Here is a 26,923-nt window from a genome sequence, read left to right on the forward strand (position 1 = left end):
GGGGCCCCTCCTCTTATGTCCCGCTACGCGATTGGAATCGATCTCGGCACCACGCACTCCGCGGTCTCCTACCTCAACCTCGAGGGCGGCCAGGCCCGGGGTCCCGCGCAGTCCATGCTGCCCATCCCCCAGCTCACCGCCCCGGGGACCGTGGAGGCGCGCACGCTCCTGCCCTCCTTCCTCTACCTGCCCGGCGCCCAGGAGTTCCCCCCAGGCAGCCTCGCGCTGCCGTGGAACCCGAATGCCCCCGCGCTCGTGGGTGAGTTCGCCCGCGCCCATGGCGCCAAGGTGCCCACGCGCCTGGTCTCCTCGGCCAAGAGCTGGCTGAGCCACCCCGGCGTGGACCGGCGCGGCGCGCTCCTGCCCTGGCAGGCCCCCGAGGAGGTGCAGCGCGTCTCCCCGGTGGAGGCCGCCACGCGCTACCTGCGCCACCTGCGCGAGGCGTGGGACCACACCTTCGCCCGCTCGCGCGAGGAAGCGGGCAACGCCATGGCCGCCCAGGACGTCATCCTCACCGTGCCGGCCTCGTTCGACGCCGCCGCGCGCGACCTGACGCTCGAGGCCGCCCGGGCCGCGGGGCTGGAGAACGTCCTGCTCCTGGAGGAGCCCCAGGCGGCGCTCTACGCGTGGCTCGAGGCCCAGGGCGAGTCCTTCCGCAAGAACATGAAGGTGGGCGAGGTCATCCTCGTGGTGGACGTGGGCGGTGGCACCACGGACTTCTCGCTCATCACCGTGCGCGACCGCGCGGGCGAGGTGGAGCTCACGCGCGTGGCCGTGGGCGACCACATCCTCCTGGGCGGCGACAACATGGACCTGGCGCTCGCGCACACGCTCCAGCAGCGCCTCACCGCCGAGGGCAAGAAGCTGGACGCCTGGCAGTTCAACGCCCTCACCCATGGCTGCCGCATGGCCAAGGAGTCGCTCTACGGCAACTCGGCCTTCACCCATGCGCCCATCGCCATCGCCAGCCGCGGCTCCTCGCTCCTGGGCGGCACCATCCGCACGGAGCTGACCCGGGAGGAGCTGGATCGCGTCCTCACCGAGGGCTTCTTCCCACCTTCCCCCGTCACCGAGCTGCCCCGGGTGGCCCGGCGCACCGGCCTCGCGCAGATGGCCCTGCCCTACGCGCAGGACGCGGCGGTGACGCGCCACCTCGCCGCCTTCCTCACCCGGCAGGCCCAGGCGCTCGCCAACTCCCCGGACTCGCCCGTCAACGTGGGCGGCAAGGCCTTCATCCACCCCACCGCCGTGCTCTTCAACGGAGGCGTCTTCAAGGCCGGCCCCCTCAAGGCCCGGGTCATGGAGGTGCTCAACGCGTGGCTCGCCGCCGACGGGGGCTCGCCCGCCCGGGAGCTCGAGGGCGCGGACCTGGACCTCGCCGTGGCCCGGGGCGCCGCCTACTACGGCTGGGTGCGCGAGGGCCATGGCCTGCGCATCCGCGGCGGCACCGCGCGCGCCTACTACGTGGGCGTGGAGACGGCCATGCCCGCCGTGCCCGGCATGGAGCCGCCCGTGAAGGCGCTGTGCGTGGCCCCCTTCGGCATGGAGGAAGGCACCCAGGCGGACGTGCCTCCCCAGGAGTTCGGCCTCGTCACCGGGGAGCCCACGAGCTTCCGCTTCTTCGCCTCGTCCGTGCGGCGCGACGACAAGGTGGGCGCCTTCGTGGACGACGTGGAGGGCAACGGCGAGTTCGAGGAGCTGGCCCCCGTGGAGACGACGCTCCCCGGCACGCCCGCGCCCTTCGGCGACCTGACGCCCGTCAACCTCCAGGCCGCCGTCACCGAGGTGGGCACGCTGGAGCTGCGCTGCCTGGAGAAGAACGGCCCCGGCCGCTGGAAACTGGAGCTCAACGTCCGCATGAAGGAATAGAAGCCCCTTCCCCACGCCCATGCACATCGTCGGCATCGACCTCGGAACCACCCATTGCGCCGTCGCCTCGGTGGACCCTACGAAGGGCCCCACCGCTCCCGTGGAGGACTTCCCCGTCCCCCAACTGGTGCGTCAGGGCGAGGTGAGCGCCCGGCCCCTGCTGCCCTCCTGTGTCTACGTACCCGCCGGACACGAGCTCGCCGAGGGCGCGCTGCGGCTGCCCTGGGGCGACAGCGGCGCCCAGGTGGTGGGTGAGTTCGCCCGCTGGCAGGGCGCCCGGGTGCCGGGCCGGGTCGTCACCTCCGCCAAGAGCTGGCTGTGTCACCCGGGCGTGGATCGCTCGGCGCCCATCCTCCCCTGGGGCGCTCCGGCCGACGTGGCCAAGCTGTCCCCCGTGGAGGCCAGCGCCCTGCTGCTCTCCCACATCGCCCAGGCGTGGAACCACGCCCACCCGGACAAGCCCCTCGCCCAGCAGGAGGTGGTCATCACCGTGCCCGCCTCCTTCGACGAGGCCGCGCGCGCCCTCACCGTGAGCGCCGCGCGCCGGGCGGGCCTGGAGAAGTTCACCCTCCTCGAGGAGCCCCAGGCGGCCTTCTACGACTACACCGCGCGCCACCGGAAGGACCTGGCGAAGTCCCTCGAGGAGGTGCGGCTGGTGCTCGTGGTGGACGTGGGCGGCGGCACCACCGACTTCACCCTCGTGCACGCGGGCGTGTCCCCCGAGGGCCCCATGCTGCGGCGGCTCGCGGTGGGCGAGCACCTCATGCTCGGGGGCGACAACATGGACGCCGCGCTCGCCCGCCGGCTGGAGGAGAAGCTCTTCCCCGACGGCAACCGGCGCCTGTCCGCCACCCAGTGGACCCAGGCACTCCAGGCCGCGCGCACCGCCAAGGAGTCCCTGCTCGGCACCGCTCCCCCCGAGCGCCATGGCGTGTCCCTCGTCGCCGGGGGCAGCAAGCTGCTCGGCGGCTCGCTGTCCACGGACCTCACGCGCGAGGAGGCCGAGGCGCTCGTGCTGGAGGGCTTCTTCCCCACGGTGGGCGCCCAGGAGCGGCCCCGGCGCGCCGCGCGCATGGCGCTCCAGGAATTGGGCCTGCCCTACGCCCAGGACGCCGCCATCACCCGGCACCTGGCGGCCTTCCTCGCGCAGCACGCCGCCGCGGGCTTCACCGCCCTGGGGGAGTCCGCCCCCACCGAAGGCGCCCTGCCCCGCCCGGATGCCATCCTCCTCAACGGCGGTGTCTTCAACTCGCCGCGACTGGCCGAGCGGCTCGTGGAGGCGGTGAGCGCCTGGTGGCCCGACACGCCGCGCATCCGACTGTTGCGACACGAGTCGCTGGAGCTGGCCGTGGCCCGGGGCGCGGCGTACTACGGCCTCGTGCGGCGCGGGCACGGCCTGCGCATCGGCGGTGGCGCGGCGCGCGCGTACTACGTGGCCCTGCAGCGCCCGGCGGACAGCTCGGAGCAGCCGGTGCTCTGCCTCATCCCCCGCGGCTTCGAGGAGGGCCAGCACACCGACATCGGCGAGCGCTCCTTCTCGCTCACGCTCGGCCAGCCGGTGCAGTTCACCCTCTACTCCACCACGAGCGATCGCATCGACAAGCCGGGCGACGTGGTGCCGCTCACCGAAGAGCTCAAGGACGAACTCAAGCCCCTGCCCCCCATCCACACGGTGCTCAAGGGCGCCGCGGGTAAGGCGGCCCTGGTGCCCGTGCACCTGCGCTCGGGGCTCACGGAGATCGGCACGCTGGAGCTGTTCGCCGTGTCCAACGTGGCCGACGAGCGCTGGCGCCTGGAGTTCGAGCTGCGGGGCACCGGGGGCGAGCGCGAGCTCACCGTCACCGAGTCCATGCCGGCGCGCTTCGCCGAGGCCAAGGACAACGTCGACCGGCTCTACGGCAACAAGCCGCTGCCCATCGGGCCCAAGGACATCAAGCAGCTGTCGCGCACGCTGGAGAAGGTGCTCGGCCCCCGGGACACCTGGCGCGTGCCCGTGCTGCGCGAGCTGTGGAGCTCGCTCTTCGCCGGCGCCTCCAAACGCCGCCGCACCGCGGACCACGAGCGCGTCTTCTACAGCCTCACCGGCTACACGCTGCGCCCGGGCTTCGGCTACCCCCTGGACCACTGGCGCGCCGAGCAGACGTTCTCCCTGTTCGAGCCGCTCGTGCAGCACCACACCGAGAAGTCCGTCTGGGTGGAGTTCTGGGTGATGTGGCGGCGCATCGCCGGCGGACTCAGCGAGGCGCAGCAGCGCAAGCTGTACGACTACCTCAAGCCGCACCTGGCCCGGAAGATCCCCCTGGACGCCCCCGCGACTCCCGGCAAGGCCAAGGGCATTCAACCCGAGGGCCTGGACGAGATGGTGCGCACCGCGGCGTCGCTCGAGCACCTGGAGCCCACGGACAAGGCGGAGCTGGGCGGGTGGATGGCGGCGCGGCTGAAGGCGGAGAACAAGGGCGGCGGACCCTGGCCCTGGGCACTCGGCCGGCTGGGCGCGCGCGTGCCGCTCTACGGCAGCGGCCACAAGGTGGTGACGGTGGAGGTGGCCGAGGCCTGGCTGTCCCTGCTGCTGGAGCTGGGCCTGTCGCGCATCGACGGCGCCCCGTTCGCCGCGGCCCAGCTCGCGCGCTTCACCGGAGACCGCATGCGCGACATCTCCCCCGACCTGCGGGCGAAAACCGCCGAGGCCCTGCGCGCGGCCAAGGCCTCCGACACCTGGGTGCGCATGGTGACCGAGGTGGTGGCCCTGGAGGCCGCCGACGAGGCCCGCGCCCTGGGCGATACCCTGCCCGCCGGTCTGCGCCTGTAGTCCCCCGGGCGAAGCTCCTCGGACGGCATCTGGGATGAGCCCCCCTCGGGCTCACCCACCCCGGGCCAGGGACGAAATCAAGGAGTTACCAGCTTTCATCTGGTTTCGTCATTTGAGTTCGTCCAGGGGGATTTATAGATTTCCCGGGCAATACGCCCCCCTGTCATCCCCCCGAGCGCATGTCCTCCCCTGAGTCCATCAGCATCGCTCGAGTGCTCCGTGAAGCGATCACCGTCGGAGCCGTCCGGGGGAACGCGTTGACCGATGGCCGCTTCCGCGTTCCGTACGCGGAACTCGAGGCACGGCTCGCACAATGGGAGGCCTTTCTCGCGCACTCGGGAGTGACCCGGGACAGGCCCGTGGTCCTGGAGTGCACCACCTCCGTGCCAGGACTGCTCACGCTCCTGGCCCTGTTGCGCGGCGGCACGAGCTTCGCCCTCCTCCCCCCGTCCGCGCGAGCGGAGACCCCCCCGCCCCGCTTCTGCTCCCTGCGGCTCCGGGTGCACGGCACCTCCACGGTGGAGCCCGACGGCCTCCCCCGGCCCGAGCACCTGCTGGAAATCTCACCCATCGCGGGCGCCCACGCGCCGCCCGCGGGTGAAGCCAGCGCGCCCGAGCGGCTCTTCGTGCGCACCTCGGGCAGCCTGGGCGTCCCCAAGCTCGTGGTCCATACCCACGAGGGTCTGCTCGGCAATGCGCTCAACTGCATCGAGCGGCTGCGTCTGCGGGAAGACGATCGCATCTGCGTGCCGGTCCCCCTGGCGCACATGTTCGGCCTGGGCGCGGCCGTGCTGCCCGCGCTCGCCGTGGGGGCGAACCTCGATCTGCTGGAGGGCGCCAGCCTGCCCCGCTTCCTCGAGCGGGAGGAGCGCACGCACCCGACGGTGACGTTCCTCACCCCCCACCTGTGCGCCATGGTGCTGCGGCGACGCACCGCGCCCGTCCACTACCGCCAGGCCGTCATCGCCGGAGACCGGATGACGCCGGAGCTGTTCGCCTCCGCCCAGGCCCTCTTCCAGCACATCATCAATCTCTATGGCTGCACCGAGCTGGGCGCCATCACCGCCGTCGACCCGGAAGCCGGCGAGGAACCGCGGGCCACCTCCGTGGGCCGGGCCCTACCAGACGTGCGAATCCAGCTCCGCCCCCTGAAGGACTCGGATGAGGGCGAGGGAGAGCCACCGGGCACCGCCGGCGAGCTCTGGTGCCACCACCCCTTCGCCTTCCAGGGCTATCTCGACGAGGACGGCCACCCCTGGCGCGGCGAGCCCTTCGTCGAGGACGGCTGGTACCGCACCCGGGATCTCTGCCTCCTCCACGAGGAGGGAACGCTCGAGGTGCTGGGCCGGACGGATCTCGGCGTCAAACGGGATGGACGCCTCCTCATGCTCACCGACATCGAGGGCGCCGTGCAGCGGGTGTGCGGCGTGGAACGGGCCGTCGCGGTCCTCGGGTCGCAGGGCCTCCGGGGCCGGCGCCTCATCGTCTTCTGCGTTCCCCGCGAGGGACAGTCCCTCGAGCCCGCGCGGGTGCGCGCCACCTGCCTCGACCTGCTGCCCGGCTACGCGCTCCCGGATGAAGTCCGGCTCCTCTCCACCCTGCCCCTGCTGCCCAGCGGCAAGGTGGATCGTCAGGCCCTGCGCGCGCTGGCCATGACGCCCCCTTCCGCGCTTCAACAAGGACTCCGCCCATGAGCACGCGCGCATCGCTCCCTCCCCGCGAGAAGCCCCACTCCTCCACCACCACCGCCACCGTGGCGGCGCTCCTCCCGATCATCGATCAGCTCAAGAAGATGATCGCCCGGGAGCTGGACGTCCGCATCGACGAGTCGCGAATCGACGCGACGGTGTCCCTCCACGAGGACGGACTGGCGCTCGACTCGATGGTCCTCTTCGAGTTCATGAACCTCATCGAGAAGCGCTACGGCTTCGAGTTCGCCGATCAGGACATCCGCCCGGAGGTCTTCGCCAACCTCACCGTGCTGGCCGCGCACATCCACGGCCAGCTCCTGCGGGCCGGCAAGAGCCTTACCCCCTGAAGCCCGCCCGAAGGACAGCGCCATGAGCACCGGGGAGAGACCCGCGCCAGACGAGCTGACACGCCGGGGATTCGTCACCCACTATCCGCCCTACCGCTACTGGCGCCCGGAGGGCCTCCGGGGGCTGCTGGACCCCCGGCCCCTCAACGTCTACGTGCATTTGCCCTACTGCATCCAGCGTTGCGCGTACTGCCACTACAAGACCACCACGCTGGCGGAGCACCGCAAGGCGGAGATCGACGCGTACGTGAGCGCGCTGTGCCGGGAGATCGCCCTGGTCTCCCGGCGCTTCCACCTCGAGGAGCGGCCCACGACCAGCGTGTACTTCGGTGGCGGCACGCCCACGCTGCTGTCCCGGGAGAACCTGAGCCGGTTGATGGAGAGCCTCCGCGAACACCTGACGCTGGAGGAGCCGGAGATCACCCTCGAGGCCGAGCCGGTGACGCTCACCCCGTCCAAGGCGGAGCACCTCCAGGCGCTCGGCGTCAACCGCATCAGCCTGGGCATCCAGTCCTTCCGCGACGACATCCTCCGACGCACGGGGCGCCACGACACGGAGCAGCACGCCTTCACGGCCATCGCGCTCGCCAAGGCCACCGGCGCCATCGTCAACGTGGACCTGATGAGCGGCCTCGCGGGGGAGACCGATGGGACGTGGGCCTACACCATCGAGCGCGCGCTCGAAGCCGACGTGCACTCCCTGACCGTCTACAAGACCGAGCTCCACGCCAACACCGACTATTACGCCGACATCAAGCGCCACACGCTCACCCTGCCCACGGACGACGAGGAGCTGCGCTTCATCACCCACGCCCTGGAACAGTTCGAGCGGCATGACTACCAGCCGGTGAACTTCTTCACCTTCACGCGGGGCGGCGCCTTCCGGCAGCGGCACATCAGCTCGCGGTGGCTCGGCACGGACACCTACGGCTTCGGCGTGTCGGCCTTCGGCTCGCTCGACGCCCACGTGATGCAGAACACGAGCGACCTGCCCCGCTACCTCCAGACGTTGGAAGCCGGAGAGCTGCCCCTCACCCGGGGCTACCGGCTCTCGGCGCGCGAGCTGATGACACGCGAGGTGGTGCTGGGCATGAAGCTCATCCACCTGGACCTGGCCGCCTTCCAGCAACGCCATGGCTTCGATCTGGCGCGCTGGTGTGCCCCCGCCGTGGAGGAGCTGGAGAAGAACGGCTTCGTGACGATCCAGGAGCACACGCTGTCACTCACCCGGAAGGGGATTGTCTGGGGCGACTACGTGGGGCGCAGACTCGCCGCCTGCATCGAGTCCCTGGCCTGAACCGATGATCATCACCGACGATCTCGTCTACATCCACCCGCCCAAGACCGGGGGCACCTTCGTCACCCACGTGCTGGAACGGCTCTACCTGGGCTCGCCGGAACGTCCCGGCCTGGGGGGAACCTTCCTCAACACCCACAAGCACGGCACGTGCGGCGACATCCCCGCGGCCCACCTCGGCAAGCCCCTGCTCACCACGGTCCGCAACCCCTATGACCGCTACGTGTCGCAGTACCACTTCGGCTGGTGGAAGCGGCACCCGGACGCCTACTGCGGCGCCGACGCCATGAAGGCGCTCCATCCCCACTACCCCGAGCTGTCCTTCGACGAGTTCGTCCGGATGGCCAACACCCTCTTCCTCAACTGCCACCAGGGCCGGGAGACGGGTTTTCGCAATGACCGTCTCGCCGATCCCTTCCGGCCCGGCTGGCATACCGAACAGTTCATCCGCTTCTACTGTCATGAACCACGCGCGGTCTTCGCCTCTTTGGACGAGGAGGCGCTGGAGAGCCGCCGCTATCGACAATCCCTCTTTCCCTTGCACTTCCTGCGCTCCGAGCGCCTCAACCATCAACTCCATGACTTCCTGCTCGGCATCGGGATGCCACGCGAGCGAATCGCGTTCATCCTGGATGAGCCCAAGGTGTTCCCCGAAGGGGGAAGCCGGGACGAGGCTTCGCGCTGGCAGGACCACTACACCTCCGAGCTGAAACGTTTCGTGCGGTCCCGTGAGCGGCTGCTCTTCGAGATGTTCCCTGAATACGATGTTTGAGACGGGAGCCAGGAACGTGGAACGACGAGTGGCGCTGGTCACGGGCGCGAACCGTGGCATTGGATTGGAAGCCTGCCGTCAACTCGCGAGGCTCGGCCTCCAGGTCATCTTGACGGCGCGCCGGGAGGACAAGGGCAAGGAGGCCGTCTCCACCCTGGCGGAGGAGGGACTGCACGTGGGCTTTCAACCGCTCGACGTGGACTCCGCACCGGACCGTGTGCGCATCGCCGATTTCATCACCCGGGAGTTCGGACGGCTGGACGTGCTCATCAACAACGCGGGCGTCTCCCTGGACGGCAACACGCCCGCTCTCGAGGTGAGCCTCGACGAGGTCGTCCGGCCCACCCTGGAGACCAACTTCTACGGCGCCATGCACCTCACGCAGCTCTTCGTGCCGCTCATGCGGCAGAACCACTACGGCCGCATCGTCAACGTGTCCAGCGGCCTGGGCTCCTTCTCGAAGATGACCGCGGGCCGGCTCGCCTACCGTCTGTCCAAGGTGGCCATGAACGCGATGACCCGCGTCTTCGCCGACGAGCTCCAGGACACCAACATCCTCGTCAACGCCATGACCCCGGGCTGGGTGCGCACCCACATGGGGGGCATGCACGCGGATCGCTCCGTCGAGGAGGGCGCGGACACCATCACCTGGCTCGCCACGCTTCCGGACAACGGGCCCCGGGGGGGCTTCTTCAAGGACCGGCAGGACTTCCCCTGGTAGAGAGGTGCATGCGCAAGCCGAACTTCTTCATCGTCGGGGCGCCCCGGTGCGCGACCACCTCCGTGTACACGTACCTCAAGCAGCACCCGGACATCTTCCTGTCGCTGCTCAAGGAGCCCCTCTTCTTCGGCTCGGATCTCACGCCCCATCCGCTCGCCATCTCCGACGAGGCCGCCTACCTGCGGCTCTTCGCCGGAGCGGGCGAGGCCCGGGTCATCGGTGAGGGCTCCGTCTTCTATTGGATGTCGAAGCGGGCCGCCGGGGAGATCCACGCCTGGTCGCCCGAGGCGCGCATCCTCATCATGCTGAGAGATCCCCTGGAGATGATGCAGTCGCTGCACGCGCTCTTCCTGCGCACGGGCAACGAGGAGCTGGAGGACTTCGCACGAGCCCTGGAGGCGGAAGCGGCACGGGCCCAGGGCCAGCGGCTCCCCGCCCGGGTGTACTTCCCCGAGGGCTTGCAGTACCGCGCCCTGGCCCGCTTCTCCGAGGCCGTGGAGCGCTTCCTGCGCGTCTTCGGCGAGCGGCGCGTCCACGTCCTCCTCTTCGAGGAGTTGATGAGCGATCCGACGCGGGCGATGCGCGGGCTGCTCGACTTCCTGGGAGTGGATCCGGACGTCACCCTGGAGTTCGATCCCATACGAGCCGCGCAACGTATCCGGCCCCTGGTGCTGAGGCAGATGCGCGCGGCCTCGCCCGAGGTCCTCGAGAAGCTCGAGCGCAAGACGGCGAAGCACCTCCACCACGGCCCTCGTGGCGCTCCGCTCGCGCCGGAACTCGAGGCCCGGCTGCGGGAAGAACTCCGGCCCGATGGGGAACGGCTGGAAGCACTCCTCGGCCGTCCGCTGTCCTCCTGGTACCGGCCCCGGGCGGCGTGAGCACATGAAACCCGTGGACGACGCGAGGACCATCCCCGGATGGATGGAGGGAGCCCTTCAGATGCGGCGGCTCATCCGCCGGCTCAAGGAACGCCTGGGCGTGGAGGACATCGGAGGCGAGCCCCTCGAACAGCTCGTCCTGCGCTACGCGAGACTCCGGCCGCCCGAGCCACGCTTGAGCCTGCGCGCGTATGACCCCTCCTGGCCCCAGCGCTTCGAGCAAGAGCGGACGCGGCTCCTCCAGGCACTGACGGACGAGCCCGTGGTGGACATCCAGCATGTCGGCAGCACCGCCATCCCGGGCCTGTCGGGCAAGAACATCATCGACCTCGCGGTCGCGGTGAGGACTCCGCTCGATGCGCCCCGGTATGGAGAAGTCCTCGGCTCGCTCGGCTACCGCTTCCACGGCCCCAGCCCCATCGATCCCGGCTTCTCCTGGTTCTGGCGGCTGCACGAGGACGGGGCCCTCGTCATCCACCTGTGCGACGCCCGGGCCGTCTGGTTCACGAACCTACTGCGCTCGCGCGACTACCTGCGCGAACATCCCTCGGAGCGCGAGGCATACGAGCGCCTCAAGCACCAGCTCGCCTCCGAACCCGGACAGAGCTGGCTCGAATACAGCGTGCTCAAGAGCCACCTGCTCCAGCAGCTCACCGCCCGGGCCAACACCTGGGCCGAGGCGCGCGAGGGCTCGGGCGCTTGAGCGGATTGGAGCGGACGCACATGTTTCCCACCCTCCCCCTTGATTCGAACCGGGTGGACGAGGCCCTGCGGCGGACGATCTACCGGGACGCGAAGCGCGAAGTGCGCGTGGGCGACCTGGTTCGGCTGTTCCTGGATGGGGGCCTGCGCGTGTTCATCGTGGGCGGGGCGCCTCGGGACTGGCTGCTCGGACAACCCGGACGGGACATCGATCTCTCGCTGGATCGGCCCCTCGAGGAGGTGCACCGGCTGCTGCGCGAGGCCCATCCCGACATCGATCCGGTGCTCCTGCATCTCGAGCGCTTCGGCACGTTGCGCTGGGGGAACGAGGCGGGCGGCGTGGACCTCAACATCCTGCGCAGTTGGAAGGACATCCAGAACGACGAGATGTGGACGACCACCTTCGTCGCCCGGGAAGACGTGCGCGAGGACGCCCTCACGCGCGACTTCTCCATCAACGCCTTCTTCTACGACTGCCGCGAGCGAATCCTGTTGGATCCACTCGACCGCGGGCTCGAGGATCTGCACGTCAGGCGGCTGCGGCTCATCACGCACCCGCGCGTGCTCGACACCAGCTACCGCACGACCTTCCGCATCCTCCAGTTCCTGTGTCGGGGATACACCCCCGAGCCCAATGTGCTGGAGCACCTGGAGCGCTACGCCGACCACGACATCCAGGGCATGGATGGACGGCTGCGCCAGTGGATTCCCAACCACCTCGGCCCCGGCTTCGAGCACCTCGAGGAGTTCAAGCGCCGCCTCTACGCCTGTGCCCGCCAGGACAAGTCCCGCGTGATCCTCGACGCTCTCTTTTGAAGACGCTCAGCCACCCGACAGGATGACCTCTAAGGGCGCGGAGAACACCTTGGCTTCATTGGCCCATCCTTTACGCGGTGAACTGCATAAAGAAGCTTATGCTAAGGTAGTAGAATGGCGTTCGCCGCTGCCACGTATTGAGAACCACAAATGTCAGGCTGAGCTGCAGAATACCGTCCGGTCTGTGTCCTGGTCTAGGTGTTTGGCGATCCGCAGCGATCGGTCTATCCTGAAGCTCATGACGCGCACTGCGGAGATTCTAGGCTCAGACTACGACGCTCCTGCGCAGTTGCCAGAGCAGTTGGAGCATTACGCGCCAAAGAGGGGCATTGCCCTGGCGGCACTGAAGCGGGCGGAGGCAGAGGGCGATGCTGCTACGGTCGAAGTGCTGCACTGGGAGTTGGGCTTGATCGATCTCTGGCTCTCGCCGGCAAAGGGTGTGTCACCGTATCGCGGGGGTACTTATGAAGCCTACGCCAAGCAGTACCGAATATCGGAAAGCACGGTGGCCTACGGCCGTGAGCGAGCCAAGGAAACGCGGGATGTCGTCCTCAAGCTACACTACTTATCCTTCGTCCTTCTTCGTTCGGAGCCACGCGGGAGGACGTGGATCGAGCTCCAGTGGGAACTTCTGACGTCTTGCCGTGAGTACGTGAGTGGGTGCATTCAGGGCAGCAAGAGTGATCCAGCACACTCTATGGCCGTGTGGATCGATAGCGCGCTCTCGGCGGCGGGGCCTCTTATGGCCCGACCCGGCGTCATTAGAAACGAGGCGTACGCGGAGTGGTCACAATGGATCCTTGGCTTGGCGGAGGAGTCGCTGACGTTTCCGCGGGAAGAGAAGAAGGAATACCTGCGGTATCGCTGGCTTGCCGACTATCTTGAGCACCTTACGGACCTGCCAGCATCCGCAGCGTCCCCAGCGCTCCAGGAGAGGTCGCTTGGTCTCCTCGGCGAGGCCGCAGTGTTCTACGAGTCTAATCCGCTTGAGGATGTGGGCTCGATCCGAGTGGCTGAGGCCGAGGCCAAACTTCGGAGGCACTGGGGTGAGGAGGGCGACAAGGTCCACGAGCGCAAGGTTCGGCGGACATTTGCTGCGATCGTGCGTCGGGCCGAATTTTTCGAGAAGACGGGGAAGGGATTCATTGCCGCAGACGCCTTTCGCGAGGCGCGACAACTTGTCGAGCGTGAGCGACGGTTTTTCACCGCTGACGACATCGCTCAGTTGCAGCGCGCGGAGCAAGCGGCCCTTAATCGGGGCCTGGAGGCGGGGGAAATCATTCCCTTCAAGGTTTCATTTAAGGTGCCAAGTCAGCTCATGGACTATACGCAAGAGACGCCAGATAAGACAGCCGTGGCGCTCGCCGAGCAGGCCGTTCGCAAGATTCCTAACCGTAAGGAGATCGCTGAGCATGTGAAGGAGACAAGCACCCAGACACCTCTGCTGGCAATGGCCAGGCGGACGGTGATTAGCCCTGGGAAGGTAGTGGGCGAGAGTAAGTCTCCGCAAACGAACTTAGACTTGGACGTCGAAAGTCGCGCGATGTTGCAGGCCAGTCTATTCGGTGCTGCTGTCAGTACTACTGTGGCGCGCGCAGCGGAAGCCACCGGGCTGACAGAAGAGCACCTCATCGTTCCGCTCTTCCCGCTCGCATTGGATGAAGACTCGCTTCTCTTCATTCGGCGGGGGTGCGAGCGTCTCATCGCGCAGGACTTCATTTCCGCCACGCACATTCTAGTCCTGCGGATTGAGGACATCCTACGCCGACATTTCCGTAGGCTTGGAGTAGACACAACGGAATTCAAGGCGGACGTTGGTGACGGAACATCTCGGACCGACGATGTTCCGTTTGGAAAGCTGATGCGCCTAACGCTTCCGGATGGGCGGTCCGTTAAGGAGTATCTTGGGAGCGACCTGTGGGAGCATCTCGATTCGGTGCTGAACTCACAGACGGGATTGAATCTCCGGAATGAGATTGCTCATGGACTGGCAGGTCCTCAGCACTGCACGGCAGAGTCCGCCGGGATCGCTCTCGCGCTCCTCTATCAGTTGGCCTATGTTGTTTGGCTCTCATCGAGAGCAGGCACTGAGACGGAGTGACGTTGGTGGGCTCGACGTGATGGCCGTCAGTCCCGCTGCTTCGTGATTTGCACGAAGCAGTTGACGATCTTCTCCGCCATGTCGCGCAGTTCGTGCTCAGCGCCAACTACACCTCCCCATCAACGACAACTACACCTCCCCATCCAGAGTGGGCTTGATCCGCTGACGTGGACAGTGGGGTTATGCTGCCAACTTCTGCGGTAAGGCCGCAAGCTCGAAGTTCACTGGACTGACATAGCCCAGGGTCGAGTGCCGCCTCTGCCGGTTGTAGAAGACCTCGATGTACTCGAAGAGTGCCAACCGGGCTTGCTCGCGCGTGGTGAAGTCCGTGGTGTAGACGAGCTCTTGCTTCAGGGTGCTGAAGAAGCTTTCCACCACGGCGTTGTCCCAGCAGTTGCCTTTGCGCGACATACTGCACTCAATGCCTCGTGCCGTCAGGGCTCGCTGGTAGTCCTCGCTGGCGTACTGGCTGCCTCGGTCCGAGTGATGCACCAGTCCTCGTGGCGGTTGCTGGCCCTTGAGCGCCATGTCCAGCGCCGCGAGCACCAGATGCCGGTCGATGGTCTCGCTCATCGACCAGCCCACCACCTTGCGCGAGAACAGGTCGAGCACCACCGCCAGGTACAGCCCTCCCTCGCGCGTGCCCACATAGGTGATGTCTGTCGCCCAGGTGGTGTTGGGTTGAGCGGGAGAGAAGTCCCGCGCGAGGACATTGGGCGCCACGGGCTGATGGTGACGCGAGTCCGTCGTGGCCACGTAGCGCCGTCGCCTGCGAGCAGCCAGTCCTTGCTCGCGCATGAGCCGCACCACACGCTTGCGGCTCACTCGCTGGCCGCGGGCTCGCAGTTCCGCGTGCACTCGCGGACTGCCGTACGTGCGGCGACTGTCGTGGTGCACCTGGGTTACCTCCTTGGCCAGTGCCCGGTCCGACACCTGCCGCGCGGACTCCGGGCGCCCTTGCCAGGCGTAGTAGCCCGAGCGCGACACGCCCAGCTGTTGGCACATGAACTTCACGGGGAAATGGGCCTTCTGCGCGTCCATCAGCTCGAACTTCACGTCGAGCCCTCCTTCGCGAAGAAGGCCGCCGCTTTTTTTAAGAAGTCACGCTCCATCATCAGCTGGCGGTTCTCCTTGCGCAGCCGCGTCAACTCCTCCCGCTCGGCCGAAGTGAGCGCGCCCGTAGGGCCTTTGCCCTCGTCTACCTCCGCCTGCTTCACCCAGTTACACAGAGCCGAGTCCGTCAGCTCCAAGTCCTTGGCGACCTGGGGGACGCTCTTGCCTACTTCGCGCACCAGTCGGAGCGCCTCGGCCTTGAACTCCGCGTTGAAGCTCCGTCTTTTTCTTCGCTCCATGGACACTACCGCCCGTGTAGCCGACTTACGAGGTATGTCCACAAAAGCGGGTCAGTCCCAACCACGTTGACACTCACCGAGCGCTTCCCGGAGATCGGATGGCGCTCAGAGCCTTGCCCCCTCCATGCCGGGATGTGGAGCGAGCGTTTCGGCCATGGTAGGAAGACAGAGCAGACTCCTGGCAAATGGACTCTTAATCATGTTTAAAATAGCGACGAAGTAAGTCTCGTCTAGGTGTGATAAATCTCTCCAGCTCAAACTTAGACCAAGACATCAACTCCAGGTCCCTTCTGGCAGCTATCGCATCCATCCTGTCATAGAGAGTGGAATCAATAACGGAATTTGTCATCACGCCGAACCCCCCCGCACCATATTGCTCTACAACATCCGACATATCGATACGACCCGCGCCCAACGAGCGGGAGGTCGACAGATATTTGCATTGGAAAATCCACTTGACGCCAGGCTTTCCTATGCGAGAGCGACTCCAGATTTCGATATCTCTTCCCCCATCTCTTGAGCGGGTCTTTCCGTGCTTTCGAATCGTCCGCTCATCGAAAATACCCGTTCGCCTGAGCACGTCATAACAGAGTTCCTCAAAGTCCTCCTCGTTAATGGAGTCCCAATTGCACAGAGAGGATGGTGGAAGGCCAACAAGTTGCCTCAGTCTGTCTGCGGAGTTCTCCAATTTCGCAAGAGTGTCTTGCAGTTGCTCTGGCCGTAGAGAATCCGCTGAACTGCAAAACGCCACAAACTGAACGTTGTCGTGACTGGCCACCACTGCTTGACCATGCTCAGTCATTCTCCATGAGAAGTCCTGCCAAGCACTAGAATACTGGTCGTCATTTGCCTTGGACTTGCGCTTTTTGTCCTGTAGACATTTTTCCCAGCACTCAAGCGCGCTCTCAACCTGTTGAACTGGCGCGTAAACTGAGTTGCGGACGCTCACCAGAAAAGGCGATTCGTCGTTGAGTCGGAGATACTCAGCCAAGTAAAGCTTGCGGCCCGTCTCGCTGAATCCGCCATATTGCGATAGCAAATCTTCTATCTTGTCCTTGTCGGACATGGCGATCCACACGCCCTGAGAGTTCGTGGAGGTGTATAGATCATACCCAATCTCCCTACTCAGGGCCGACTTCCAAAATCCATGGCGCCAAGTGGGGAATCTCTCGTTCCAATACGCCTCCTCCTCATGGTAGAAAGTCCCGTGTATGAAATTCGCAATGAAACAATCCGCCAACTCTGGGAGGCAGATTTTAGAACTGCCGTTGAAAATGTCGTCCTCGACTTCTGAGATGCCCTCTGCCTTTGTGATGGGGTCGTAAATTTCATATCCGTCCGGGCAGTCTTCACCCCAGAGTTCAAGGTCTATTGTCAATTGAACCAGTTCGCGGGCCCATTCTTCAAAATCCGAAGGCCACATTGAAAACACGACATAAACTTCGTAATAGCTCAAGCTCTTTGTTTCGCTGGTTACCTTCTTGCAATGCTTGGATAGTCTCTCTCCGATCCATAATGCCTCAAGATAGTCATAGGCGATGTTTGCAGGGTCATTTGTGTTGCCGATGTTTGCTAGTTGAAAATTTATTTTCACTGCGCCATCAGGAGAGCTGTGCTCCTTTGCCAATTTGATTAATGCGGCGGTTGACTTGCCTGAGAATTCTTCCAGTCCAAGCGTGTTCGGCTCAAGGCTGTCTGTGTTTTCTAAAAGGTCACTATTTCTGATGTCGTCCATTGTCATTCTCTGCGGATAAATCTTATTCCCGCGCTAATTGTCCTGCACAGATCAGACTGCTGACCACTGGAAGAGGGGGTTCTTTGGCGAAACCACTGGCTCGTCATAGTCATATGTGATGAAGCCCAGGAACTCAGGAGTGCGTGTCATGCCTCTGAGCATACATGAAGAGGCAGTCGCGCAAGCTCGCCCCTTGGCGAATGGGCGGGATGGAACCTAGCAGGCTGCTGAAAAAGTCCTTCGACCCCCAGACGACCCACTACCAGATGGATAATGCATCGGGACCGACCCCCAAATGTTGGGGGCACAGCAGGGGGTCCGACCCTTTTTCAGCAGCCTGCCAGTCCTACTTGGTCATTTCGTACCCACTCAGAGAGACTTACCTCGGAGGGTCGCCGAATGCCCTAGGCAAGTCACCGAGTAGGACTAGAGGGGACTCGCAGCACAAGGGGGATGCGAAAGTAAGAGAAGAATTCCACGAGGACGCAACCCTCGTTCTCAAGCTGGTTGAAAGCGACGCGGGTCGCAAATCACCGGCAACTCGCCGTCCTTCTGAGTGCAAGGCCGTGCTCTCTCTGTTTCGTGACATGGCAAAGACAATTGATTTCGATGATGCAGCGAGCATGGCTCGCCTCAAGGAATATGCGCGGCAAGCCCTCGAAGCCTTCATCGGGGAAACGTTGCCCGAGAAATTGCCGGAGTAGTCAGTCGCCCGACAGCACGGTTTCCAGGGGCGCGCAGAACACCCAGCCCGTGTTGTGGGCGGGCACCGAGTTGGGGTCATACCCCCCGAAGTAGATCGTCTCTCCATCAAAGGGAGACACCCGGATGGTGCGCGTGGACACCAGGGGCGGCATCGGATCGAGCGTTGGATCGATGATCCGCCGCAGCTCGTAGCGCCCCTCCGGATGGCGGATGAGGTAGCGGCCCTCGGGCTCCCAGCCGTCCTTGGGATGGGTGGCGTGCTCGGTGCTGTGGGTCGCCTCGAGTCCCATGAGCAGCGCCGTCCCCCGTTGGCCCGGAAGCGGGACGGGCGTCATGTCGTCATAGGCCACGATGGCATAGCCCGGACGTCGGCCCCCCTGCTCGCCGAGGAACTCCAGCACGTCCAGATCCACCGTCTCGCGGTAGCCGTCGCCGGGGTCGATCCGCACGATGCGCGCGTTCTCTCCCTCCAGCGCGGCCAGCAGGGACTCGCCGTGGCCCGAGGGGTGCGCAATCGTCGTCAGCCCCCGCAGCCCACTGCTGATGCGCGTGACCTCGCCCGGGAGCGTGTAGACCGTCTCCCATCGGGGCTGCTCGCCATCCACCAGCCGGTAGAGGCAGGGTTTGATCGCCACGTGCAGCGCCCCATCGCACTCGGCGAAGGCCATGGGACGCGCCTTGTAGCCCGACAGCTCGGGGGACTCGCTCCACCGGATGCGTCCGGGCACGTCCGCGTCGTAGACGCCGCTGTAGAGCCCTCCGGGCAACGTCCCCGCGAAGACGCGCTCGATGCCCGTGATCCGGTCCCGGTGCATCCCCACGCACCGCACGCTCGAGGCCCGCCCGCTGCTCCGGGCCAGCGACATCTCCGTCCACACGCCCGACGCCTCGTCACGCGCGTGGATCGTCGCGTGCCCCTGTCCGTCCGAGGGCGCCGCCAACAGCATGCTCACGGGCGCCGGCAATGCGCGTCCCCGCCCATCCACCGTGAAGGTGACGGACACCAGGCTCATCCGCCAGTGGCGCGCGGCGAACTCGTACTCCACGCGCCAGCCCGCGTCCGGACGGTCCAGCACGAGCACTTGCGCGCCCACCGCTGGATCATCCCCGGGCTGATCCCACAGGGTGGACGTCGCCGCGTAGAGCCGTCCCGCGTGCGCCACCAGGTGCATGATCTCCGTGCCGCCCATGAAGCGGCCGTTCACGTCCGGCGTTCCCGCCTGGTAGACGCGTCGGAAGCCTCGCGGCGGCATGGAGGGGTGAAGCGGACTCAACCCTGGGAAGCGATGGCGATGGACGACTCGTCCTCGTCGACCGCGGCCTCGGGGGCGGGAACCACCTGGAGGGTGGCGGCCACCGCGGACGGCTGCTCGAGCGCCGCGACGTTCTCGCCGGCCTTCTCCTTGGGCTTGCCCGCGCCCGAGCGGCAGGTGCGGCACCAGGGCTGATTGCGGATGGCTCCATCCGCCATCTTGCGCAGACCGAACTGCGCGAGCGGCTTGAGCGAGCGGCACTTGAGGCACATCAACGAGATGAGGACCTCCTGGCCCTCGGCATCGAAGATGGCCGACTTGCGACGCTTGCGCGGCTGACCCGCCTCGCGCGCCTTGGTCTCCTTGGAGCCCGGCGGCGGCATCATCGGGGTCACTTTGTAGAGCATGTGTTTCCTCCCCAGCCGGCGGGCCCTGATGGGAGCCTGAGAGGCTCCTCGGATCACGGCGCGCCGTCACTAGACTAAGGAGGAAAAGGGTAGTTGAAAACTGATCCCAAGCCGATTTTTCGGCCCGCGCGGCGATCCGTCCAGATCTCGGATACTTGCGGGGACTCGGCCGGGAACCCTCCTCCCGATCACCGGCCGATGGTGCGGCCAGCGACCGGGAGGCGCCAATTTTTTCATGGTCGTTCGGGGCGCTCGGAGGCCGGGCGCGCGGCGCACGGGCCGCCATCATCCACGTAGCTGATGCGGCCTGTAGCAGGTGCCGTCACCGGCGTGCCCCGGCTCTTCCACCACGCCGCGAGCGCCTCGCGCAGGGTCAGCTCGCGGCCGGCGCCCAGATCGATGCGCTCGGGCGGCACCTGGGACAGCACCACGCCCAGGCCCCCCGCGCCGCGCGCGAGGAAGTCCGGCAGGACGACCCGGTACATGCGCTTCGCATCCAGCGGCCGTCCATCCGGCAGCGTGGCGTCGCGGAAGCGCTGGGGCCCGGCGCAACGCGCGAGCGTCACCTTGAGACCGGAGACCTGGAACATGCTGGTGCTCGCGCCATAGGCAGCCGTCAGCAGACGACGCAGCTCGTCCGCGGAGAGCGTGACGATGGCCACGGTGTTGTCGAACGGCAACACCGCGTAGAGATCTCCGTACGTCATGGGGCCGGCCTTCATGTTGGCGCGCAGGCCGCCGGAGTTGACGAGCGCCACGTCCGCCTTCTCCATCTCCCGCATCGCATCGGTGATGACGTCGCCGAGCGCGCTCTCGGCCTCGTAGTTGCGCCCCAGGGGGGAGGCGACGGTGAAGCCCAGGGGACGGCGCTGCTCCTCCTCCACCCGGGCGAGCGCCGGGGCCACGACCGCCTCCACCTCCGGATCCGGCACCACCGGGCCCCCGAGGAAGGTGGGAGGCACGAGCTTCGCGTCCGCCCCCAGGTCCTTGAGCTTGCGCGCGTCACAGCTCCCGCTCTGCTCCTCCACCCGGACGCACACGGGGATCGCGGCCTGGAGCCGGGTGCGCTCGGGCAGCACCGCGTGGCTCACCGGGTCCACGAACAGCTCCAGCACGCCGAAGGAGCGGCCCTGGCCCTGGGTGGAGAGCACGGGCACGCCGTTGAAGAAGTGGCCCATGGCCTGGTGGGTGTGGCCGGCGAAGACGGCGTCCAGGGTGCCCGGGGGCAGGGATTCGACGAGCCCGTAGATTTCTCCATCCGAGCGATCGCAGCTCGAGGTGTCGTGGGGATTGGACAGGTCCGCGCACTTGCCACCCGCGTGCGCGATGCCCACCAGCACCTCGGCGCCCTGGGCGCGCAGCCGCTGGACGGCCTCGAGCGTGGCGGGCCGCATGTCACCGAATCGCAACGAGCCCAACTGGGCGGGGTTGCCGATGCGCGCGGTGGACGGCGTGGTGAGGCCCACGAGGCCCACCTTCACGCCCTGGAGCGTCACCAGCCGGGTGCCGTCGTTGCCGAGCCACGCGGGCGGCTTGCCCGAGTCACCGTCGAACACGTTGGCGGTGAGCAGGGGGAAGCGCGCCTGCTGGATGCGCGCGGTGATCGCGCCGAAGGCATCCTCGCCCGGCCCCGGCACCGCCTTGGGACCCACGGGCCCGTAGTCGAACTCGTGGTTGCCGAGCGCGGCGGCGGCGTAGCCCAGCTGGTTGTAGACATCGATGACGGAGGCACCCTCGGTGAGGTTGGAGGCGAGCGTGCCCTGGAAGAGATCGCCCGCGTCCACGAGCAGCACGCCCCCGGGGTTGTCGGCGCGCAGCCGGGCCAGGTAGCCGGCGAAGGCCGCCGCCCCGCCCTCTTCCAGCACCAGCCCGCTGCGCAGGGTGGTGTCATGGGGCATCAACCAGCCGTGGAAGTCATTGGTGCCCACCAGCGTGAGCCGCACGGGCTCGGCGGGGCGCGCGTTCGGGGCGGACGTGGTGGAGGAGAGGGAACGCGGGGCGCTCGCGCAACCCGCGGCCGCGAGGGCGACGCACGTGAGGAACAGTCGGGAGGGAGACATGAGGGCGCCGAGTTGAGCCCAGCGCCCTCCCCCTGGCAACCCGCCTCGGGCCCGCGGGGGACGGCGGGCTACCCTGCCAGGACGTGGGTATACGCGGCGAGGGTCTGCTCCGCGCAACGGGCCCAGGTGAACGCGGCCGCGTGCCGCGCCCCCGCCTGGGCCCAGTGCCGCCGCTCCTCCTCCGAGCGCAGCAGCCGATCCACCACCTCCGCCAGCCCCTCCGCGTCGTCCGGCCGCACCGCGGGCGCGGCGCTTCCGCACACCTCGGGCGTGGCGCCCGTCGTGGACACGATGGCGGGCGTGCCCAGCCGCATCGCCTCCAGCGGCGGCAGCCCGAAGCCCTCGTACCTCGAGGGGAAGACGAACACCGACGCCCGCCGCATCAGCTCATAGAAGACGGACTCCGGCTGGTAGCCCAGCGCGCGGATGTCATGGCCCTGGGCGCGCAGCCGCTCCACCCGTCCCTCCACCGCTCCCGAGCCGAACCAGCGCTGCCCCACCAGCACCAGGGGCACCGCACGACCCCGGGCCTTGAGCCGCTCGAGCGCGTCCAGCACCAGGCCCACGTTCTTGCGCACGTCCAGCGAGCCCGCGTACAGCACGAAGCGCGAGGGCAGCGCCTGGGCGCGCAGGAAGTCCAGCGCGGCGGCGTCCGGCACGTGCCGGTCCACATGATCCACGCCGTTGTACACCACCGCCACCCGGCCCTCCGCCTCCGGGTGGCGCGCGAGCAGATCGTCCCTCGTGCGCTCGCTCACGCAGAGGATCCGATCCGCCACCTGGACGCTCCGGGCGAGCCACACGCGGAACTGCCAGTGGTAGGCGCGGGACACCGTCTCCGGCATCAACAGCGGAATCAGGTCATGCACGGTGACGACGTAGGGGGTGCCGGGGGTGCGCACCAGGGGCAGGTTGAAGTTGCCCAGCGCGTGGTAGAGCCGCGCCCCCGACTGACGCAGCGCCTCGGGCAACCGACCCAGGACGTAGGCGGTGCGCCCCAACGTCCCCCGCGGTTCATCACCCGACACCCGGGCCCCCAGCCGCTGCAGCCGCACGCCTCGGGACTCGAGGCCCTCGGCCAGACAGTGGGTATACAGACCGATGCCCGTGATGGGCTCGTCCCACAGACTCGCGTCGAAAGCGACAGGACCAATGGACACGGGGCGCCTCATAACACGGTGCTGTGATAGGCAGGGGCCCCCTATGGCGGTCCATCAGCTGATTCCGAGCTTCGTGGCGGGCGATGCCACCGGACAGGCGGCCCTGCACCTGCAACTGCTGCTGCGCCGACTCGGCCATGCGGGCGAGCTGTACGCGGCCGAGGTCGGCCAGGGCCTGGGCTCCCTCGCGCACCCCGCCGCCGCGCTGCGCCCGGGGCCGGAGGATCTCGTCCTCTACCACCACGGCATCGCCTCGCCGCTGAGCGGCCAGCTCCTGCACCTGCCCTGCCGCCGCGGCGTCGTCTTCCACAACATCAGCCCCGCGAATACCTACGCGGGCACCCCGCTGGCCGAGGCACTGCGCACCGGGCGGGCCCAGCTCGCCGCCATGGCCCCCTTCGTGGACGTGGCCCTGGGCGTGTCGGACTACAACAGCGCCGAGCTGCGCGAGGCCGGCTACCGCGACGTGCACACCGTGCCCCTCTTCGTCGAGCCCTCCCGCTTCGCCCGGGCAGGTGCGGACACGGAGATGCTGCGGCGGCTCACGGGCCCCGGCCCCGTCATGCTCTCGGTGAGCCGCGTGGCCCCCCACAAGCGCTTCGAGGATCTGCTCGCGCTGCACGCGCAGGTGCTCGAGGTGCGGCCCCAGGCGCGCCTGCTGCTGGTGGGCGGCTATGAGCCGGGCAGCCGCTACTTCCGCTCGCTCCAGCGCACGGCCCGGGGACTGTCCGGGGTGCACTTCCTCGGGCGGCTCGACCATGCCCAGCTCGTGGCGGCGTACCGCTCGGCGGATGTCTTCGTCTCCATGAGCGAGCACGAGGGCTTCGGCGTCCCGCTCATCGAGGCCATGGCCGCCGAGGTGCCCGTGCTGGCCTACGCCGCGGCGGCCGTGCCGGAGACGCTCGGGGGCGCGGGCATCGCCTTCGACGAGAAGCGCTTCGCCTTCCTCTCCGAGCTGGTGGTGGAGGTGTGCGAGGACAAGGCCCTGCGCGAACGGCTGCTCGCGGGCCAGGCCCGCCGGTTGAAGCACTTCTCCGCCGACGCGAGCCAGGAAGCCCTCGCGCGCGCCCTGCCTCTTCCTCCCAAGCCCGCGCGGCCCACCCGGAGCACGAGGAAGAAGCCCCGCGTGGGCTTCGTGGTGCAGCGCTACGGCGAGGTGACGGGAGGCGCCGAGCGCCACGCGCAGCAGGTGGTGGAACAGCTCGCGCCGCACTGGGACGTGACGGTGCTCACCACCTGCGCGAAGAACCACCTCACCTGGGAGAACGCCTTCCCTCCGGGCGAGGAACGGGCCGAGGGGGGCGTGCGGATCCTCCGCTTCCCGGTGACGCGCGTGCGCCACATCCGGCCCTTCAACGCCCTGTCCCGGCAGGTGTTCGATCGGAGCAACGAGCGGCTGCGCGAGGAGCACTGGGTGGCCGAGCAGGGGCCGGTGGTGCCCGGGCTGCTCGAGCACCTGGACACGCACGGCGCCGACTACGACGGCTTCGTCTTCTTCACCTACCTCTACGCGCCCACGGTGTGGGGGCTGCCGCTGGTGGCGGACCGGGCGGTGCTCGTGCCCACGGCGCATGACGAGCCGCCCCTGCGCTTCGGCGCCTACGCGGACGTCTTCGAGCGCCCGCGCGCCCTCTTGTGCAACACGCCCGAGGAGGTGGCGCTCATCGACCGGGCCTGGCCGGGTCATGCCCGCGCGCGGGTGGTGGGCGTGGGGGTGGAGGTGCCTCCGGACGTGAAGCCCCAGCGCTTCCGGGAGCGCCACGATCTGCACAACCCCTATCTGCTCTATCTGGGGCGGTTGGAGGCCGGCAAGGGCATCCCCGAGTTGCTGTCGCACTACCGGGAGCTGCGCGCGCGCTTCCACGACGCGCCGGATCTGGTGCTCGCGGGCGAGGCGCACATGGAGCTGCGCGGCGAGGGCGTGTACGCGGTGGGCCGCCTGAGCGAGCAGGAGAAGTACGACGCGCTGGCTGGAGCCCTGGCGGTGACGGTGCCCTCGCGCTTCGAGAGCCTGTCGCTGCTCACGCTGGAGGCCTTCGCCTCGGGCACGCCGGTGCTGGTCAACGGGCACTCGGAGGTGCTGGTGGGCCAGGTGGAGCGCAGTGGCGCGGGCCGCGTCTACACGGACCTGGAGTCCTTCATCTCGGGGCTGCGCGAGGTGGGCGAGCAGCGCGACCGGTTGAGCCAGAAGGCCCGGACGTACGCCGAGCGCCACACGTGGCCGCAGGTGGTGGACGCCTACCGCGAAGAGATGGAGCGCATCGTGAGGGAGAAGAGCCGATGAAACTGCTGGGACGAGACATCCCCGCGCGCGAGCTGATCGCGCGCATCGAGGAGCGCCTGCGCACGCGGGGCCTGCCGTCCTCCGAGCCCGTGGACGTGCCTCCCTCCGGCGTGGAGCCCCGGGTGGATCCCCTCGCCTTCAACCTCCAGGCGCTGGCGGAGCACTCGGACCCCACCCGCCCGCTGCCCCCACACACCCACCGGGGCGGCGCGGGCCAGCTCGTGCTGGTGGCCAAGTGGGCCTTCCGCCAGACGTGCCAGGTGTTCATCAACGAGACGCTCGGCCGCCAGCGCGCCTTCAACGGGCATGTGCGCGACTCCTACGCCCAGCTTTCCGCCGAGGTGGTGCGGCTACGCGCCGAGGTGGAGGCCCTGCGTGCCGCCCAGACACCTCCTCCGGAGCCGACTCCAGCGCCCACTCCGACGCCGCCCTCGAAGCGCCGCGCCGCCAAGACGCCAGGGCGGGGATGAATACCCCCGCGCCCAACGATCGGTCCCTCTTCGCGCCCCTGGTCGCCATCGCGGCCGTGGGGCTCGGCTACGCCATCCAGGTGTCCAACGGAAACCTCCACCCGCAGTCGGTGACGTGGCTCACGGTGGCGGTGGTGACCTCGACGCTCGCCCTCGTCCTGCCCACGCTCCGGCGGGAGGACGCCACCCGGCAGGCCGAGCGCCTGGCGGTCCTGGTGCTGGGCGCGGGTCTCATCTGGCAGTTCGCCCAGCTCTGCACGACCTCGCCCGCCATGTACCTGAGACCCGGAAGGGAGGGCTTCCAGCCCTTTCTCATGGGGATCGCGGCCGCGGCGGTGCTCGCGGGAGCGGGGCTGGGAAGTGACTCGTGGCTGGGCCGCTGGCGGCTGCCGCTGCTCGTGGGCGTCCATCTGGCGCTGGGCTACTGGATCCTGCGCGCCTCGCCCCGGCCGCACATCGACGTCTTCGCCTGGCACGTCGAGGCGCTCCAGGCCCTGGGCCGGGGCGTGAATCCCTACGCCATCACCATGCCGGACATCTACGGACACGACCTGTTCTACGAGCCGGGGCTGCTGGCGAATGGCCGGGTCCAGGTGGGCTTCACCTATCCGCCCCTCAGCCTGCTGATCGCCGGAATCGGGTATGTGCTCGGCGGGGACTACCGCTGGGCCAACCTGGTGGCGATGGGGCTGGCCGCGGTGTTGATGGGCCAGTGCCAGCCGGGACGCCTGCCCGCCGTCGCCGCGGCGGTCTTCCTCTTCACCCCGCGGACCTTCTTCGTGCTCGAGCAGGGCTGGACGGAGGCCCATATCGCGTTCCTCATGGCGTTGACCGTCTGGAGTGCCTGCCGCGCCCCCCGGGTGCTGCCCGTGGCGCTGGGCCTGCTCTTCGCCAGCAAGCACTACCTGATCCTCGCCGCCCCGCTCGTCGTCCTGCTGCACCCGGGCCCCTCGCCCTGGCGCGCCACGGTGCGCACCGTGCTCAAGGCCGTGGCCGTCGCCGCCGTGATCACCCTGCCCTTCGCCGTGCTCGATCCGGTGGCCTTCTACCAGGACATGATCACCTTCCAGTTGCGCCAGCCCTTCCGCGTCGAGTCGCTCAGCTATCTGGCCTGGTGGAACCAGCACATGGGCGTGCGGCCACCGCCCCTGCTGGGCTTCGTCGCGGTGCTGCCGGTGATTGGCCTCGCTCTCTGGCGAGCGCCTCGCACCCCCGCGGGCTTCGCGTTGGCGGTGGGCCTGCTGATCATGATCTTCTTCGCCTTCAGCAAGCAGGCGTTCTGCAACTACTACTACTTCATCGTCGCCGCCCTCTGCTGCGCGCTCGCCGCCTGGAACGCCCCCGTGCGGTCCCTCGCCACGCGGACCCCCGCTCCAGCCACTCCCCCCACCGCCACCTGAGCGCGGCGGACAACCCCCGGAGCCGGGCGGGGACTCGGATGAGCGCGCCAGTTCGTGCGCCTTCCACCGAGATTTCCACTGCCGGTGCTACCCA

The 26,923-nt window shown here is 67.8% G+C and carries 21 protein-coding genes; 15 read left to right on the forward strand and 6 right to left on the reverse strand.

Annotated elements, in window-relative coordinates:
* Positions 1–15 precede the first annotated feature (15 nt).
* The 11 genes from D187_RS14220 to D187_RS14270 all read left to right on the forward strand — a co-directional run bounded on the left by D187_RS14220 (position 16) and on the right by D187_RS14270 (position 14,003).
* A complete protein-coding gene (locus D187_RS14220; protein ID WP_002621552.1) occupies positions 16–1,869 on the forward strand; it encodes an Hsp70 family protein in 1,854 nt (617 codons plus the stop codon).
* 19 nt (positions 1,870–1,888) lie between these two features.
* A complete protein-coding gene (locus D187_RS14225; protein ID WP_002621553.1) occupies positions 1,889–4,678 on the forward strand; it encodes an Hsp70 family protein in 2,790 nt (929 codons plus the stop codon).
* 179 nt (positions 4,679–4,857) lie between these two features.
* Positions 4,858–6,372, forward strand: a complete 1,515-nt coding sequence (locus tag D187_RS14230; protein WP_002621554.1) for a class I adenylate-forming enzyme family protein — start codon at positions 4,858–4,860, stop codon at positions 6,370–6,372.
* Positions 6,369–6,716, forward strand: a complete 348-nt coding sequence (locus tag D187_RS14235; protein WP_002621555.1) for a phosphopantetheine-binding protein — start codon at positions 6,369–6,371, stop codon at positions 6,714–6,716. Before D187_RS14230 ends, D187_RS14235 begins: the two co-directional genes overlap by 4 nt.
* Before the next feature lie 22 nt (positions 6,717–6,738).
* On the forward strand, positions 6,739–8,013 hold the full coding sequence (locus tag D187_RS14240; RefSeq protein ID WP_002621556.1) for a coproporphyrinogen-III oxidase family protein: 1,275 nt from the start codon (positions 6,739–6,741) through the stop codon (positions 8,011–8,013).
* Between the two features lie 4 nt (positions 8,014–8,017).
* Positions 8,018–8,785 carry a sulfotransferase family protein gene (locus D187_RS14245; protein WP_002621557.1) on the forward strand — a complete coding sequence of 256 codons (768 nt, stop codon included), beginning with the start codon at positions 8,018–8,020 and terminating at the stop codon, positions 8,783–8,785.
* 16 nt (positions 8,786–8,801) lie between these two features.
* Positions 8,802–9,506, forward strand: a complete 705-nt coding sequence (locus D187_RS14250; protein ID WP_043429888.1) for an SDR family oxidoreductase — start codon at positions 8,802–8,804, stop codon at positions 9,504–9,506.
* A gap of 8 nt (positions 9,507–9,514) precedes the next feature.
* Entirely contained in the window at positions 9,515–10,384 is an 870-nt protein-coding gene (locus D187_RS14255) for a sulfotransferase family protein (protein ID WP_002621559.1), read from the forward strand.
* A gap of 4 nt (positions 10,385–10,388) precedes the next feature.
* The gene (locus D187_RS14260) at positions 10,389–11,087 is read left to right on the forward strand and encodes a GrpB family protein (RefSeq protein ID WP_043429677.1); all 699 of its coding nucleotides are present in this window, start codon (positions 10,389–10,391) and stop codon (positions 11,085–11,087) included.
* A 20-nt stretch (positions 11,088–11,107) separates the two neighbouring features.
* The gene (locus D187_RS14265) at positions 11,108–11,902 is read left to right on the forward strand and encodes a nucleotidyltransferase family protein (RefSeq protein WP_002621561.1); all 795 of its coding nucleotides are present in this window, start codon (positions 11,108–11,110) and stop codon (positions 11,900–11,902) included.
* Between the two features lie 238 nt (positions 11,903–12,140).
* Positions 12,141–14,003, forward strand: coding sequence for a DUF4209 domain-containing protein (locus D187_RS14270; protein WP_043429680.1), 1,863 nt, complete (start codon positions 12,141–12,143; stop codon positions 14,001–14,003).
* A gap of 180 nt (positions 14,004–14,183) precedes the next feature.
* Here the strand turns inward: D187_RS14270 and D187_RS14275 are convergent.
* Positions 14,184–15,355, reverse strand: a protein-coding gene (locus D187_RS14275; RefSeq protein WP_155893342.1) for an IS3 family transposase whose coding sequence is annotated in 2 segments (ribosomal slippage) — positions 14,184–15,100 and positions 15,100–15,355 — 1,173 coding nt in all. Because the reading frame shifts where the segments join, the coding sequence is not laid out codon by codon here.
* A 193-nt stretch (positions 15,356–15,548) separates the two neighbouring features.
* Positions 15,549–17,090 (reverse strand): restriction endonuclease, encoded by a 1,542-nt coding sequence (locus tag D187_RS55115; protein WP_155893343.1) that lies wholly within the window; start codon positions 17,088–17,090, stop codon positions 15,549–15,551.
* A gap of 566 nt (positions 17,091–17,656) precedes the next feature.
* Here D187_RS55115 and D187_RS55120 point away from each other — a divergent pair.
* Complete coding sequence (locus D187_RS55120; RefSeq protein ID WP_002621568.1) at positions 17,657–17,794, forward strand: hypothetical protein; 138 nt, start codon at positions 17,657–17,659, stop codon at positions 17,792–17,794.
* On the opposite strand, the gene D187_RS14285 is transcribed toward D187_RS55120, so the two are convergent.
* From D187_RS14285 to D187_RS14300, 4 genes are all read right to left on the reverse strand, one after another.
* Positions 17,795–19,000 carry a hypothetical protein gene (locus D187_RS14285; protein WP_002621569.1) on the reverse strand — a complete coding sequence of 402 codons (1,206 nt, stop codon included), beginning with the start codon at positions 18,998–19,000 and terminating at the stop codon, positions 17,795–17,797.
* A gap of 65 nt (positions 19,001–19,065) precedes the next feature.
* A complete protein-coding gene (locus D187_RS14290; RefSeq protein WP_002621570.1) occupies positions 19,066–19,455 on the reverse strand; it encodes a hypothetical protein in 390 nt (129 codons plus the stop codon).
* A 233-nt stretch (positions 19,456–19,688) separates the two neighbouring features.
* Positions 19,689–21,515, reverse strand: a complete 1,827-nt coding sequence (locus D187_RS14295) for a bifunctional metallophosphatase/5'-nucleotidase (protein WP_002621571.1) — start codon at positions 21,513–21,515, stop codon at positions 19,689–19,691.
* Positions 21,516–21,583: 68 nt separating this feature from the next.
* Complete coding sequence (locus D187_RS14300; RefSeq protein WP_002621572.1) at positions 21,584–22,675, reverse strand: glycosyltransferase family 4 protein; 1,092 nt, start codon at positions 22,673–22,675, stop codon at positions 21,584–21,586.
* A 43-nt stretch (positions 22,676–22,718) separates the two neighbouring features.
* Between D187_RS14300 and D187_RS14305 the strand changes: the two genes are divergently transcribed.
* The 3 genes from D187_RS14305 to D187_RS14315 are packed head-to-tail and all read left to right on the forward strand — an operon-like array spanning position 22,719 to position 26,829.
* Positions 22,719–24,959, forward strand: a complete 2,241-nt coding sequence (locus D187_RS14305) for a glycosyltransferase family 4 protein (RefSeq protein WP_002621573.1) — start codon at positions 22,719–22,721, stop codon at positions 24,957–24,959.
* On the forward strand, positions 24,956–25,429 hold the full coding sequence (locus D187_RS14310) for a hypothetical protein (protein ID WP_002621574.1): 474 nt from the start codon (positions 24,956–24,958) through the stop codon (positions 25,427–25,429). The genes D187_RS14305 and D187_RS14310 overlap by 4 nt, the downstream gene beginning before the upstream one ends.
* Positions 25,426–26,829: a hypothetical protein gene (locus D187_RS14315; RefSeq protein ID WP_002621575.1), complete on the forward strand. Its 1,404-nt coding sequence runs from the start codon at positions 25,426–25,428 to the stop codon at positions 26,827–26,829. The genes D187_RS14310 and D187_RS14315 overlap by 4 nt, the downstream gene beginning before the upstream one ends.
* Positions 26,830–26,923 lie beyond the last annotated feature (94 nt).

It is taken from the genome of Cystobacter fuscus DSM 2262 (genome assembly GCF_000335475.2).
GTDB classification, from domain to species: Bacteria; Myxococcota; Myxococcia; order Myxococcales; family Myxococcaceae; genus Cystobacter; species Cystobacter fuscus.

What these genes read in the sequence shown, in the direction of transcription:
- D187_RS14220 (WP_002621552.1), top strand. Translation starts at nt 16, where the DNA reads ATGTCCCGCTACGCGATTGGAATCGATCTCGGCACCACGCACTCCGCG.
- D187_RS14225 (WP_002621553.1), top strand. Translation starts at nt 1,889, where the DNA reads ATGCACATCGTCGGCATCGACCTCGGAACCACCCATTGCGCCGTCGCC.
- D187_RS14230 (WP_002621554.1), top strand. Translation starts at nt 4,858, where the DNA reads ATGTCCTCCCCTGAGTCCATCAGCATCGCTCGAGTGCTCCGTGAAGCG.
- D187_RS14235 (WP_002621555.1), top strand. Translation starts at nt 6,369, where the DNA reads ATGAGCACGCGCGCATCGCTCCCTCCCCGCGAGAAGCCCCACTCCTCC.
- D187_RS14240 (WP_002621556.1), top strand. Translation starts at nt 6,739, where the DNA reads ATGAGCACCGGGGAGAGACCCGCGCCAGACGAGCTGACACGCCGGGGA.
- D187_RS14245 (WP_002621557.1), top strand. Translation starts at nt 8,018, where the DNA reads ATGATCATCACCGACGATCTCGTCTACATCCACCCGCCCAAGACCGGG.
- D187_RS14255 (WP_002621559.1), top strand. Translation starts at nt 9,515, where the DNA reads ATGCGCAAGCCGAACTTCTTCATCGTCGGGGCGCCCCGGTGCGCGACC.
- D187_RS14260 (WP_043429677.1), top strand. Translation starts at nt 10,389, where the DNA reads ATGAAACCCGTGGACGACGCGAGGACCATCCCCGGATGGATGGAGGGA.
- D187_RS14265 (WP_002621561.1), top strand. Translation starts at nt 11,108, where the DNA reads ATGTTTCCCACCCTCCCCCTTGATTCGAACCGGGTGGACGAGGCCCTG.
- D187_RS14270 (WP_043429680.1), top strand. Translation starts at nt 12,141, where the DNA reads ATGACGCGCACTGCGGAGATTCTAGGCTCAGACTACGACGCTCCTGCG.
- D187_RS55115 (WP_155893343.1), bottom strand. Translation starts at nt 17,090, where the DNA reads ATGGACGACATCAGAAATAGTGACCTTTTAGAAAACACAGACAGCCTT.
- D187_RS14290 (WP_002621570.1), bottom strand. Translation starts at nt 19,455, where the DNA reads ATGCTCTACAAAGTGACCCCGATGATGCCGCCGCCGGGCTCCAAGGAG.
- D187_RS14295 (WP_002621571.1), bottom strand. Translation starts at nt 21,515, where the DNA reads ATGTCTCCCTCCCGACTGTTCCTCACGTGCGTCGCCCTCGCGGCCGCG.
- D187_RS14305 (WP_002621573.1), top strand. Translation starts at nt 22,719, where the DNA reads ATGGCGGTCCATCAGCTGATTCCGAGCTTCGTGGCGGGCGATGCCACC.
- D187_RS14310 (WP_002621574.1), top strand. Translation starts at nt 24,956, where the DNA reads ATGAAACTGCTGGGACGAGACATCCCCGCGCGCGAGCTGATCGCGCGC.
- D187_RS14315 (WP_002621575.1), top strand. Translation starts at nt 25,426, where the DNA reads ATGAATACCCCCGCGCCCAACGATCGGTCCCTCTTCGCGCCCCTGGTC.